This window comes from Variovorax sp. GW821-FHT09B01 (assembly GCF_059418345.1).
Genome location: NZ_JBWKPQ010000003.1, coordinates 392429 through 405000, shown reverse-complemented (window position 1 = coordinate 405000; position 12572 = coordinate 392429). Strand labels below are relative to the sequence as shown.

Annotated in this window: 11 protein-coding genes; all 11 read left to right on the top strand. The window is 68.6% G+C overall.

Annotation, left to right across the window (positions count from 1 at the left end):
* Position 1: 1 nt before the first annotated feature.
* The 11 genes from AC07RV_RS13285 (at position 2) to asd (ending at position 12522) form a co-directional block, all read left to right on the top strand.
* Entirely contained in the window at positions 2-892 is an 891-nt protein-coding gene (locus tag AC07RV_RS13285) for an SMP-30/gluconolactonase/LRE family protein (protein WP_296778283.1), read from the top strand.
* Positions 893-956: 64 nt separating this feature from the next.
* A complete protein-coding gene (locus AC07RV_RS13280) occupies positions 957-1934 on the top strand; it encodes a TRAP transporter substrate-binding protein (RefSeq protein WP_093343129.1) in 978 nt (325 codons plus the stop codon).
* A 156-nt stretch (positions 1935-2090) separates the two neighbouring features.
* Entirely contained in the window at positions 2091-2579 is a 489-nt protein-coding gene (locus tag AC07RV_RS13275; RefSeq protein WP_093343131.1) for a TRAP transporter small permease, read from the top strand.
* A 9-nt stretch (positions 2580-2588) separates the two neighbouring features.
* The gene (locus AC07RV_RS13270) at positions 2589-3884 is read left to right on the top strand and encodes a TRAP transporter large permease (protein ID WP_296778287.1); all 1296 of its coding nucleotides are present in this window, start codon (positions 2589-2591) and stop codon (positions 3882-3884) included.
* On the top strand, positions 3884-5443 hold the full coding sequence (gene garD, locus AC07RV_RS13265; RefSeq protein WP_296778290.1) for a galactarate dehydratase: 1560 nt from the start codon (positions 3884-3886) through the stop codon (positions 5441-5443). Before AC07RV_RS13270 ends, garD begins: the two co-directional genes overlap by 1 nt.
* Before the next feature lie 85 nt (positions 5444-5528).
* On the top strand, positions 5529-7547 hold the full coding sequence (locus AC07RV_RS13260; protein ID WP_296778294.1) for a lipocalin/fatty-acid binding family protein: 2019 nt from the start codon (positions 5529-5531) through the stop codon (positions 7545-7547).
* A 59-nt stretch (positions 7548-7606) separates the two neighbouring features.
* Positions 7607-8368 carry an SDR family NAD(P)-dependent oxidoreductase gene (locus AC07RV_RS13255; protein ID WP_296778296.1) on the top strand — a complete coding sequence of 254 codons (762 nt, stop codon included), beginning with the start codon at positions 7607-7609 and terminating at the stop codon, positions 8366-8368.
* Positions 8369-8436: 68 nt separating this feature from the next.
* On the top strand, positions 8437-9417 hold the full coding sequence (locus AC07RV_RS13250) for a Bug family tripartite tricarboxylate transporter substrate binding protein (protein ID WP_296778298.1): 981 nt from the start codon (positions 8437-8439) through the stop codon (positions 9415-9417).
* Positions 9414-10499, top strand: coding sequence for a lactonase family protein (locus AC07RV_RS13245; RefSeq protein ID WP_296778302.1), 1086 nt, complete (start codon positions 9414-9416; stop codon positions 10497-10499). The genes AC07RV_RS13250 and AC07RV_RS13245 overlap by 4 nt, the downstream gene beginning before the upstream one ends.
* Before the next feature lie 41 nt (positions 10500-10540).
* Positions 10541-11530: a Bug family tripartite tricarboxylate transporter substrate binding protein gene (locus AC07RV_RS13240; protein ID WP_296778304.1), complete on the top strand. Its 990-nt coding sequence runs from the start codon at positions 10541-10543 to the stop codon at positions 11528-11530.
* A 140-nt stretch (positions 11531-11670) separates the two neighbouring features.
* Positions 11671-12522, top strand: coding sequence for an archaetidylserine decarboxylase (asd, locus tag AC07RV_RS13235; protein WP_296778307.1), 852 nt, complete (start codon positions 11671-11673; stop codon positions 12520-12522).
* Positions 12523-12572 lie beyond the last annotated feature (50 nt).

Here is a 12572-nt window from a genome sequence, read left to right as displayed (position 1 = left end):
CATGCAGGCCGAACTCGTTCTCGACGCGCGCAACGGCACCGGCGAAAGTCCGGTCTGGCAGGCGGCCGAACAGGCGCTCTACTGGGTCGACATCCCGGCGCGCGCGCTGCACCGCTGGCATGCCACCGAGGGCCATGCCAGCTGGACCGCGCCCGAGATGATCGCCTGCATCGCGCCGCGCGCCGACCGGCCCGGCACCTGGATCGCGGGCCTGGAGAGCGGCCTGTTCTCGCTCGAGCCACGCGCCGACGGCACGCTGGCCGCCACGTCGGTCGCACCGGTCGAGCACGCGGCTCCCGCGATGCGCTTCAACGACGGCCGCTGCGACCGCCAGGGCCGTTTCTGGGCCGGCACCATGCTGCTGGACATGGCCGCCGGCGCGCGCGTCGGCCGCCTCTACAGCCATGGCCAGGGCGATGCGAGTGCCGCCTCGCGCCTCGACGACCTGATCGTGCCCAACGGCCTGGCCTGGAGCCCCGACGGCCGCACGATGTATCTCTCCGATTCGCACCCAAGCGTGCAGGCCGTCTGGGCCTTCGACTACGACACCGCCAGCGGCACACCGTCGAACCGCCGCCTGTTCGTCGACATGAAGCCCCTGCCCGGCCGCCCCGACGGCGCCGCGATCGATGCCGAGGGCTGCTACTGGATCTGCGGCAACGATGCCGGCCTGGTCCACCGATTCACGCCCGGGGGCCGGCTCGACCGCTCGCTCGCGGTGCCGGTGAAGAAGCCCGCGATGTGCGCCTTCGGCGGCGCGGGCCTCGACACCCTGTTCGTCACCTCGATCCGGCCGGGCAACAGCGACCTGTCGGACCAGCCGCTGGCCGGCGGGGTGTTCGCGCTGCGGCCGGGCGTCACGGGATTTCCCGAGCCGATGTACGGCACTTGATTGGGTACCTGAGTCTTTGCGCTTTCATTTTCACGACAACCAACGATCAGAGGACGAGACAGACATGAAACTCCAGAAGACACTCATCGCACTTGCAGTCGGCGCCGCGGCCATGCTGACCACCCTGGCCGCCAGCGCCACCGAGTTCCGCTCGGCCGACATCCATCCCGACGACTACCCCACCGTCACCGCCGTCAAGTTCATGAGCGAGCGCCTCAAGGCGCTGTCGGGCGGCAAGCACAGCATCAAGGTCTTCAACAACAGCGCGCTCGGCAGCGAGAAGGACACCATCGAGCAGACCAAGATCGGCGCGCTGCAGATGGTGCGCGTGAACATCGCGCCGATGAACAACATCTGCGCCGAGACGCAGGTGCCCACCATGCCCTTCCTGTTCCGCTCGGTCGACCACCTGCACAAGGTGCTCGACGGCCCGATCGGCGAGGAGATCCTCAAGTCCTGCGAGAAGCAGGGCTTCGTCGGCCTGGCCTACTACGACAGCGGCGCGCGCTCGATGTTCACGGCCAAGAAGCCGGTGCGCAGCTTCGCCGACATGAAGGGCCTGAAGGTGCGCGTGCAGCAGTCGGACCTGTGGGTCTCGATGCTCGAAGCGATGGGCGCCAACGCCACGCCGATGCCCATGGGCGAGGTCTACACCGGCCTGAAGACCGGCCTGATCGACGCCGCCGAGAACAACTACCCCACCTACGAGAGCGCGCGCGCCTTCGAGGTGGCCAAGTACTACAGCAAGACCGAGCACTCGATGGCGCCCGAGATGCTGCTGTTCTCCAAGCGCGTGTGGGACAAGCTCTCCACCGAGGAGCAGGGCTGGATCCGCCAGGCCGCCAAGGAGTCGGTACCCTACATGCGCAAGCAGTGGGAAGAGCGCGAGGTGAAGTCGCTGGCCACCGTGAAGGCCGGCGGCGCCGAGATCATCGAGGTCGACAAGGCGCCGTTCCAGGCCGCGATGAAGCCGGTGTACGACAAGTTCATCACCGACGCGAAGCTCAAGGACCTCGTGAAGCGCGTGCAGGACACGAAGTAACCGGACCGGTTTGCTGAATTGGCTCCTTCCCCCGCTGGGGGAAGGCAGGGATGGGGGCATCGGCGCATCCATCGCCGCGCGCTTGCCGGCGCCCGGCGCCCCCACCCCAACCCTCCCCCACGGGGGGAGGGAGGACGACAGAAGGCTTCACATCGTATGTACACCAAACTCTGCCGCACGCTCGCGCGTGCCTGCATGTGGCTGGGCATCCTCGGACTCGTCGCGGTGATCTGCGCGGTGAGCTGGCAGGTGTTCGGCCGCTACGTGCTCAACAACACGCCGACCTGGGCCGAGAGCCTGGCGCTGCTGCTGGTGCTCTACGTCACCATGCTCGGCGTGGCCGTGGGCGTGCGCGACGCCGGCCACATCGGCCTCGAATCCTTCCTCGTGCTCGCGCCCGACTGGCTGCGGCTGAAGATGGAATACCTGATCCACGCGCTGATCCTGATCTTCGGCGCCGCCATGGCCTGGAACTGCGCCGAGCTGGCCGCCTCGGTCTGGGACTACCGGCTGCCCACGCTGTGGATCTCCGAAGGCTGGAAGTACGTTCCCGCCACCGTCTCGGGCGTGCTGATCGTCCTGTTTTCCATCGAACACCTCATCGCGCTCGCACAGGGCCGCGAAGTCGAACCCGCCTGGGGATAAGCCGCCATCATGACGATCCCGCTCCTCATCCTCTGCCTCTCGTTCACGCTGTTCCTGCTGCTCGGCGTGCCGGTGGCGTTCTCCATCGGCCTGTCCGCGCTCGCCACCCTGCTCTACGAAGGCCTGCCGCTGGCGGTCGGCTTCCAGCAGATGACCTCGGGCATGGGCATCTTCTCGTTCCTCGCGATCCCGTTCTTCATCTTCGCGGGCGAGCTCATGCTGTACGGCGGCATCGCCGACCGCATCGTCAACTTCGCGCGCGCCCTGGTGGGCCACGTGCGCGGCGGCCTCGGCATGTCGAACGTAGTGGCCTGCACGCTGTTCGGCGGCGTCTCGGGCTCGCCGGTGGCCGACGTCTCGGCCATGGGCGCCGTGATGATCCCGATGATGAAGAAGGAGGGCTACCACGCCGACTACGCGGTCAACGTGACGACCCACGCGGCCCTGGTCGGCGCGCTGATGCCGACCAGCCACAACCTGATCATCTATTCGCTGGCCGCGGGCGGCAAGGTGTCGATCGCGGCGCTGATCCTCGCGGCGCTGCTGCCGGCCGCGGTGCTCACCATCAGCAACCTCGCGGCCGCCTACCTGGTGGCGGTGAAGCGCGGCTATCCCGCGGGCACCTTCCCGGGCTGGGACATCGTCTGGCGCTCGCTCGCCGCGGCGCTGCCGGGCCTGTTCATCGTGGTGCTGATCCTGGGCGGCATTCTCTCGGGCGTGTTCACCGCGACCGAGTCGGCCGCCGTGGCGGTGCTCTATGCGCTGGCGCTCACGATCTTCGTCTACCGCACGCTGAAGTGGGAGCACTTCATCAAGGCGGCCTCGAAGGCGGTGCGCACCACCGGCGTGATCCTGCTGCTGATCGGCATCTCGAGCACCTTCGGCTACCTGATCAGCCTCTACGGCGTGGCCGAGCTCACGGGCCAGATGCTGTCGCAGGTCACGACCGCGCCGTGGATGATCTTCCTGCTGATCAACATCATCCTGTTCGTGCTCGGCACCTTCCTCGACATGGCGGCCACCATCCTGCTGTGCACGCCGATCTTCCTGCCGATCGCGCAGCACTACGGCATGAGCTCGGTGCAGTTCGGCGTGGTGATGCTGATCAACTGCGCGCTCGGCCTCAACACCCCGCCCGTGGGCACCACCCAGTTCGTGGGCTGCGCGATCGGCGGCGTGTCGGTGGGCCAGGTGATGCGCACCATCTGGCCGTTCTACGGCGCGCTGATCTTCGCGCTCGGTGTCGTGACCTTCGTGCCGGCCTTCTCGACCTGGCTGCCGAGCATGTTCATGGTCGTGCGCTGATGACCGAGCCCGTGCGCCCGCCGCTGTACATCCGCATCCATCCGGCGGACAACGTCGCCATCGTCGCCAACGACGGCGGCCTGAAGGCCGGCGCGGTGTTCGCCGACGGCCTCGCGCTGGTGGACAACGTGCCGCAGGGCCACAAGGTGGCGCTGGCCGATCTCGCCGAGGGCGAGGCGATCCGGCGCTACGACGTGGTGATCGGCTATGCGCAGAAGGCGCTGCCGCGCGGCAGCTGGGTGCACGAGCGCGTGATGCGCATGCCGACCGCGCCCGAGCTCGACGGCCTGCCGATCGCTACCGTCAAGCCGCCGCCGATGGCGCCGCTCGAGGGCTTCAGCTTCGAGGGCTACCGCAATGCCGACGGCTCGGTGGGCACGCGCAACATCCTCGCGATCACGCAGACGGTGCAGTGCGTGGCCGGCGTCACCGAGTTCGCGCTGCAGCGCATCAAGCGCGAGCTGCTGCCCAAATACCCGAACGTCGACGACGTGGTCGCGCTCGAGCACGGCTACGGTTGCGGTGTGGCGATCGACGCGCCCGACGCGATCGTGCCGATCCGCACCCTGCGCAACATCAGCCTCAATCCGAACTTCGGCGGCGAGGTGATGGTGGTGAGCCTGGGCTGCGAGAAGCTGCAGCCCGAGCGCCTGCTGCCGCCCGGCAGCATCCCGATCGCCGATGGCCGCGATGCCGATCTCGACGTGGTCTGCCTGCAGGACGACGAGCACGTGGGCTTCATGTCGATGATCGACTCGGTCATGCGGCAGGCCGAGCAGCACCTCGCGCGGCTGAACGCGCGCCGGCGCGAGACCGTGCCCGCGAGCGAGCTCGTGGTGGGCGTGCAGTGCGGCGGCAGCGACGCCTTCTCGGGCGTCACCGCCAACCCGGCCGTGGGCTTCTGCACCGACCTGCTGGTGCGCGCGGGCGCCACCGTGATGTTCTCGGAGACCACCGAGGTGCGCGACGGCATCGACCAGCTCACCGCGCGCGCCAGCACGCCCGCGGTGGCCGAGGCCATGATCCGCGAGATGGCCTGGTACGACGACTACCTGCGCAAGGGCCGCGTCGACCGCAGCGCCAACACCACGCCCGGCAACAAGAAGGGCGGCCTGTCGAACATCGTCGAGAAGGCGATGGGCTCGATCGTGAAGTCGGGCTCGGCGCCGATCTCGGGCGTGCTCGCGCCCGGCGAGAAGGCCACGCACAAGGGCCTGATCTACACCGCCACGCCGGCCAGCGACTTCATCTGCGGCACCTTGCAGCTCGCGGCCGGCATCAACCTGCACGTGTTCACCACGGGCCGCGGCACGCCCTACGGGCTGGCCGAGGTACCGGTCATCAAGGTCGCCACGCGCAGCGACCTCGCGCGCCGCTGGCACGACCTGATGGACGTGAACGCGGGCCGCATCGCCGATGGCGACGCCACGATCGAGGAGGTGGGCTGGGAGCTGTTCCGCCTGATGCTCGACGTCGCCAGCGGCCGGAAGAAAACCTGGGCCGAGCACTGGCAGCTGCACAACGCGCTGGTGCTCTTCAACCCGGCTCCCGTGACCTGAAAAAAAAGAGGCAGGCGCGGGTATTCCGGACGACCCGGCAAAGGGGGCCGGGCGTCCTTCTTTCAACCGAGAGAGGAGACCGAGGATGCAAAGAACCCGTTTGGTGGCGAGCATGATCGCAGGCGCCGCCCTGCTGGCCGCGTGTGGCGGCGGCGGTGGTGGTGGCGCGAGCTTCGTGCCGCTGCCGCCCGCGGCGAACAACCCGCCGCCCGAGACACCCGTGCCGCCCGAGGTGCAGGCAGCCCAGCCGAAGCTGTCGAACACGCCGATGGACGAGATCGTGAGCAGCCACCTGCTGCCCACCATCGAGCGCCTGTTCGCGCAGGTGCGCACGCAGAAGCTCGACACCGTGCTGCTGGGGCAGAAGGTGTTCGCGCCCGGCAGCAAGGACAAGTTCCTGCCCGGCAAGGTGGCGATCGGCTTTTCCTACATCCTGCTGAACACGCCCAGCTCCGACCCCAAGTACCGCGAGTACATCGATGGCTACCGCGAGATCGCCGACGCGACCATCGACGTGACCAACGACAGCTGGGGCATCTACTACTACATGTCGGCGCTGTGGAAGCTCAAGAAGGCCGGCCTGCTCGAGGGCAGCGGCGCCGCGATCTCGCCGGCCACGCTCGACAAGCTCAAGACCAAGCTCAACTGGACCGCCTTCGTCAACCCGGCCGACTATTCGCTGATCGGGTTGCCGACCAACTACTACGGCGTGGCCTTCAGCATCGCGCGCCTGCGCCACCTCATGGGCTGGGAAGGCCCCGAGGCCAGCGAGGCGCTGCTGCAGAAGATGATCAACCACTACAAGACCTTCTCGGCCTTCGGCTTCTCCGACGAGACCGACGGCAGCGGCCGCTTCGACCGCTACAGCGTGCTGCTGATCGGCGAGATCATGCAGCGGCTGATCGAGACCGGCATGACGGTGTCGGCCGAGGACGAGGCCTCGCTCAAGGGCTGGCTGCGCCAGTCGGTGGACGTGATCAAGGTGCGGCTGAACCCGGCCGGCAACGGCGTGGACTACGGCCGCAGCCTCGCGGGCTATGCCGACACGGCCTTCGCCGAGGTGCTGTCGGCGGCCGAGCACATGAACGTGCTGAACGAGGAGGAGAAGCAGATCGCCTATGCCTTCGCCACCCGCGTCACGGCCAAGTACGTGGAGTTCTGGTACGACGCCGAGCTCGGCTCGCTCAACATGTGGCAGAAGGGCCGGCGCGTCGACAGCTACCGCGGCATCGACCGCGTGCTCGGCGAGAACCTGAGCCTGTCGCACCAGCTGATCTACACCAACAACCTCTGGAAGTCGGCCGGCTACGCGCAGAAGGCGCCGGTGTCCACGCAGACCTTCCTGGCCTACCTCGACAAGCAGCCGCGCGCCACGCTCACGAAGTTCGCGGGCTTCGACGGCGGTGCCTCGACCTACGACCGCGGCCTGGTGACCTACCGCGACGGCCTGCGCGTGATCAGCCTGCCGGTGGTGAACGGTGCGAAGACCTACCACCACACCAACCCCTACTTCGCGATCCCGCACTCCTACAACATGCTCTCGGGCGTGGCCGACACGCAGTGGCCGCAGCTGCAGCCGCGCTTCACCGTGGCGACCGGTTCGCAGCCGCTGATCCCCGCGGCCTACCAGAAGAACCTGAAGATCGCCAAGGCCGGCCAGGCGCTCACCGTGAGCTACGACCAGGATGCGATGGACCGCGCCACCTCGGGCAACGACCCGATCAAGGACACGCGCATCACCTCGCGCACGCGCTACACCTTCGAGCCCGGCCGGATCACGCGCGTCGACACCTACACGCCCGCGGCCGCGCTCGACATCGCGAAGCTCGAGCTCGAGTTCGGCAGCTACTCCGACGGTGCCAGCGCGCTCGGCGGCAATCGCTTCGCGTTCGCGAACGGCGACGTGCAGGGCTTCGAGGTCGAGGGCCTGCAGGACTGCGCGGCGGTCGATGTGCGCGAGAACGTCGACTACAACACGCCGACCGGCGCGCTGAAGACCAGCATCCGCTGCAGCACGCCGGCCTTCAGCCTGGCCGCGCCGCTCACGATCAAGTGGGTGCTCGAGTACCGCTCGCCGAGCGTGGCGGGCATCGCCCCCAAGTGACCCACCGCCCGGCCGCCGCGAGACGGCCGGGCTTTTTCTCTCCAACGACGACAAGCCCCATGGAAGACCTCAGGAACAAGACCGCCCTCGTGACCGGCGCCAGCACCGGCATCGGTGCCGCGGTGGCCATCGCCTTCGCCGCGCGCGGCATGCGCGTGGCGGTGCACTACAACAGCTCGGCCGACGCCGCGAACCAGGTGGTCGAGACCATCCGCGCCGCCGGCGGCAGCGCCTTCGCGGTGCAGGCCGACGTGCGCGACACGGCCGCGATCCGCGACTGCGTGCAGCGCACCGCCGGCGAGTTCGGCCGCATCGACGTGCTGGTGAACAACGCCGGCAGCCTGGTCAAGCGGGTGCCGATCGCCGAGTTCGACGATGCGCTGTTCGACGAGGTGCTGCATGTCAACGCGCGCTCGGTGCTCGCCTTCTGCCGCGAGACGGTGCCGCTGATGCGCCAACAGGGCAGCGGCAACATCATCAACGTGACCTCGGTCGCGGCACGCACCGGCGGCGGCCCCGCCGCCTACCTCTACGCGGGCGCCAAGGGTTTCGTGAGCACGGCCACCCACGGGCTGGCCAAGGAACTGGTGGGCGACCGCATCCGCGTCAACGCGGTGGCGCCGGGCGTGATCCAGACGCCGTTCCAGGACCGCTTCTCCACGCCCGCGATGCTCGAGAACTTCAAGGCCGGCATCCCGATGGGCCGCCTCGGAGAGCCCGAGGAGTGCGTGGGCGCCTTTCTCTTCCTCGCTTCGGAACAGCTCTCGGGCTATGTCACGGGGCAGGTCATCGAGGTGAATGGCGGGCAGTACATGCCCTGAGTTTTTTGAGCGACGGCGCCCTCGCGGGCGCCCATGGATTTCGATCGACAACAACCACTGGAGACAGCATGAACAGAAACGACTTCCTCCGCGGCCTCGCCGCCTTCTCGGCGACGGCCGCGCTCTCGCTGGGCCTGGCCGCCACGGCCTCGGCGCAGGCCAGCGACTACCCGAACCGCACCATCGAGCTGCTGGTGCCCTACCAGCCCGGCGGCGGCACCGACGGCCTGGCGCGCGCCTTCGCGGACGCGAGCCGCAAGCACATCTCGCAGCCCATCGTGATCGTCAACCGCCCCGGCGCGGGCGGCGCCATCGGCTGGACCGAGGTGATCAATTCCAAGCCCGACGGCTACAAGCTCGCGGTGCTCACGGTCGAGCTGCTCACGCTGCCGCACCTGGGCCTGGCGAAGTTCAACTACGACGACTTCCAGCCGATCGCGCAGCTCAATGCCGACCCGGCCGCGATCACGGTGAAGGCCGACTCGCCCTGGAACACGATCGAGGACTTCCTGGCCGCCGCGAAGAAGGACCCGGGCAAGGTGAACGTCGGCAACTCGGGCAACGGCTCGATCTGGCACCTGGCCGCGGCCGCGCTCGAGGACAAGACCGGTACCAAGTTCGGCCACATCCCGTTCCAGGGCGCGGCGCCCGCGGTGCTCGCGCTGCTCGGCGGCCACATCGACGCCGTGGCCGTGAGCCCGGCCGAGGTGACGACCCACGTGCAGGGCGGCAAGCTCAAGGTGCTGATGGTGATGGCCGACCAGCGCGTGAAGGGCTTCGAGAAGGTGCCGACCGCGAAGGAGCGCGGCATCGACCTCACGATCGGCACCTGGCGCGGTCTGGGCGCGCCGAAGAACACGCCGCCCGAGGTGATGGCGCGGCTGCGCGAGATCACGGCCAAGACCGCGGCCGAGCCGCTGATGCACGAGGTGATGGACAAGCAGAACCTCGGCTACGTCTACACCGACGGCGCGGCCTTCAAGGAGACGCTGGCCAAGGACAACGCCTACTTCAAGGCGCTGATCACCAAGCTCAACATCAAGCCATGAGCTTCGCGACGCATTGCGCGCGGTTCATCGCCGCGGCCGCGCTGCTGTCGGCGGCCGCGTGGCAGGCCCAGGCCGCGACCTGGGTCTACGTGGCGAACGCCGACAGCCAGGAGATCTCGGTGCTCGCGCTCGACCGCGACAAGGGCACGCTGGCGCCGGTGCAGACGCTCGCCGTCGGCGGCACGGTGATGCCGATGGCGGTGAGCCACGACAAGCGCCTGCTCTACGCGGCGCTGCGCTCGCAGCCGTTCCGCGTGGCCACGCTGGCGATCGACGCCGCCACCGGCCGGCTGCAGAAGCTCGGCGAGGCACCGCTGGCCGACAGCATGGCCAACATCGACCTCGACGCCAGCGGCCGCTGGCTGTTCGCGGCCTCCTACCAGGGCGGCAAGATCTCGGTCAACGCGATCGGCAAGGACGGCACGGTGGGCGCGATCCAGCAGCTGGTGCAGACCGCGCCGAACGCGCACGCGATCCATGCGGACGCCAACAACCGCTTCGTACTCGCGACCAGCCTGGGCGGCGACAACCTCTCGGCCTGGCGCTTCGATGCGGAGAAGGGCCTGCTCTCGCCGAACGATCCGCCGCTCACGCGCACCGCGGCGCAGGCCGGGCCGCGCCACTTCGTCTGGGACCGGGCGCAGCGCCACCTGTACCTGCTCGACGAGCTCGACGCGGCGCTGCACGTGTATGCCTGGGATGCCGAGCGCGGCACGCTGAAGCTCGAGCAGAGCACGACCACGCTGCCCGCGGGTTTCGCCGGCAAGCCCTGGGCCGCCGACCTGCACCTCACGCCCGACGGCCGCCACCTCTACGCCTCGGAGCGCACCTCGAGCACGCTGTCGGCGTTCCGGGTCGACGCGGCGAGCGGCCGGCTGCAGCCGCTGGGCCAGACGCCGACCGAGAAGACGCCGCGCGGCTTCGCGATCGACTCGAGCGGACGCTACCTGATCGCGGCCGGACAGGAATCGCACGGCCTGACCTTGCACACCATCGATCCCGCGACCGGCGCGCTCGGCACCGCGCAACGGCTCGCGGTGGGCAAGAACCCGAACTGGATCGAGATCGTCGATCTGCCCTGACCTTCGCCACGACTTCGCCACAACCATAAGGAGACATCGCCATGCAACGCCGCACCCTCATTCGCAGCGCCTTCGCCACGCCGCTGCTCGCCGCCCTGCCCCACGCCTTCGCCCAGGGCAACTGGCCGACGGGCAAGGCCATCACCTACCTCGTGCCCTTCCCGGCCGGCGGCACCACCGACGTGCTGGGCCGGTTGATCGGCCAGAAGCTCGGCCCGGTGCTCAACACCAGCGTCATCATCGACAACAAGGGCGGCGCCGGCGGCAGCGTGGGCTCGGAGATCGGCGCGCGCGCCGCGCCCGACGGCTACACGCTGGTGGGCGGCACCATCAGCTCGCACGCGATCAACGTGAGCCTCTATCCGAAGCTGGGCTACGACCCGCAGAAGTCCTTCGCGCCGGTCACGCTGATCGGCACCAACCCGGTGGTGCTGGTGGTGAACCAGGCGAGCCCGCACAAGACGCTCAAGGACGTGCTCGAAGCGAGCAAGGCCAAGGCCGGCGGGCTCTCCTCGGCCTCGGCCGGCACCGGCACCTCGCAGCACCTGGCGCTGGAGCTGCTGGCCTACAAGTCGGGCGTGAAGTTCACGCACATCCCCTACAAGGGCAGCGGCCCGGCGATCCAGGACGTGATCGGCGGCCAGGTCGACATGATGTTCGACACCACGGTGGTGGCCGGCCCGCACATCCAGAGCGGCAAGCTGCGCGCGATCGCCGTCACCTCGGCGAAGCGGCTGGCCTCGATGCCCGACGTACCGACGGTGGCCGAGTCGGGCATCGCGGGGCTGCAGGACTTCGAGGTGGTGTCGTGGCAGGCGATCTTCGTGCCCGCGGGCACGCCCGCGCCGGTGGTGCAGCGGCTGCACACGGAGATCCGCACCATCCTCGCGACCCCGGAGATGCAGGACAAGCTCAAGGGCTTCGGCATGGAGCCCACCGACCTGGGCACGGCGCAGATCGCGGCCTTCCAGAAGGCCGAGGTCGAGAAATGGGCGCAGGTGATCAAGGCGGCGGGGATCAAGGCCGAGTAGCGGAAAAACGCCCAGCGGCCGCGCGGCCGGGAAATTCCGCGCAATTCGCCCCCGCGAAATCCCGAGGGAAGTTTCCTACGCCCCGGGCCGGGCCCGCTTTATAGAATGCCCCTCCCATCCAAGAACCAGAAGCTCCGCACGTGTCTGATCGCTCCGCTGTCCTGCCCCAATACCTGTTCCCCAAGCAGGCACTGACCAATTTCGCCGGCTGGGTCGCGGGCAAGGAGCGGGGAGCGGTCACCACCTGGATCATCCGGCGCTTCGTCGACAAATACGGCGTCGACATGAACGAGGCGCTCGAGCCCGATATCGCGCACTACAAGAGCTTCAACCAGTTCTTCACGCGCGAGCTCAAGCCCGGCGTACGCCCGCTCGCCGACGCCGACATGATCTGTCCCGTCGATGGTGCGATCAGCCAGTTCGGTGCGATCGAGGGCGACCAGATCTTCCAGGCCAAGGGCCACAACTACAGCACCACGGCCCTGGTGGGCGGCGACGCGGCGCTCGCGGCGCAGTTCGCGCACGGCAGCTTCGCCACGCTGTACCTGAGCCCGCGCGACTACCACCGCATCCACATGCCCTGCGACGGGCGGCTGCTGCGCATGATCCACGTGCCGGGCGAGCTGTTCTCGGTCAACCCGACCACCGCGCGCGGCGTGCCGGGCCTGTTCGCGCGCAACGAGCGCGTGGTCTGCGTCTTCGAATCGGCCCATGGCCCCTTCGTGCTGGTGCTGGTCGGCGCCACCATCGTCGGCAGCATGGCGACCGTGTGGCACGGCGTGGTCAACCCGCCGCGCGGGGGCGAGCTGCGCGAATGGCGCTACGACGACCGGCAGATCGCGCTGCGCAAGGGCGAGGAGATGGGCCGTTTCTTGCTCGGCTCGACCGTCGTCATGCTGTTCCCCGCACCCGCGGTGGCCTTCAATTCCGAATGGGCGCCTGCGCGCGCCATCCGGCTGGGCGAAGCCATGGCGAATTTTTCAAAGATGTGACGCTTTGTCTCTGGAGCCGCATGCAGCGTACGCCCACAGCTATAAAACTA

What these genes read in the sequence shown, in the direction of transcription:
- AC07RV_RS13285 (WP_296778283.1), top strand. Translation starts at nt 2, where the DNA reads ATGCAGGCCGAACTCGTTCTCGACGCGCGCAACGGCACCGGCGAAAGT.
- AC07RV_RS13280 (WP_093343129.1), top strand. Translation starts at nt 957, where the DNA reads ATGAAACTCCAGAAGACACTCATCGCACTTGCAGTCGGCGCCGCGGCC.
- AC07RV_RS13275 (WP_093343131.1), top strand. Translation starts at nt 2,091, where the DNA reads ATGTACACCAAACTCTGCCGCACGCTCGCGCGTGCCTGCATGTGGCTG.
- AC07RV_RS13270 (WP_296778287.1), top strand. Translation starts at nt 2,589, where the DNA reads ATGACGATCCCGCTCCTCATCCTCTGCCTCTCGTTCACGCTGTTCCTG.
- garD (WP_296778290.1), top strand. Translation starts at nt 3,884, where the DNA reads ATGACCGAGCCCGTGCGCCCGCCGCTGTACATCCGCATCCATCCGGCG.
- AC07RV_RS13260 (WP_296778294.1), top strand. Translation starts at nt 5,529, where the DNA reads ATGCAAAGAACCCGTTTGGTGGCGAGCATGATCGCAGGCGCCGCCCTG.
- AC07RV_RS13255 (WP_296778296.1), top strand. Translation starts at nt 7,607, where the DNA reads ATGGAAGACCTCAGGAACAAGACCGCCCTCGTGACCGGCGCCAGCACC.
- AC07RV_RS13250 (WP_296778298.1), top strand. Translation starts at nt 8,437, where the DNA reads ATGAACAGAAACGACTTCCTCCGCGGCCTCGCCGCCTTCTCGGCGACG.
- AC07RV_RS13245 (WP_296778302.1), top strand. Translation starts at nt 9,414, where the DNA reads ATGAGCTTCGCGACGCATTGCGCGCGGTTCATCGCCGCGGCCGCGCTG.
- AC07RV_RS13240 (WP_296778304.1), top strand. Translation starts at nt 10,541, where the DNA reads ATGCAACGCCGCACCCTCATTCGCAGCGCCTTCGCCACGCCGCTGCTC.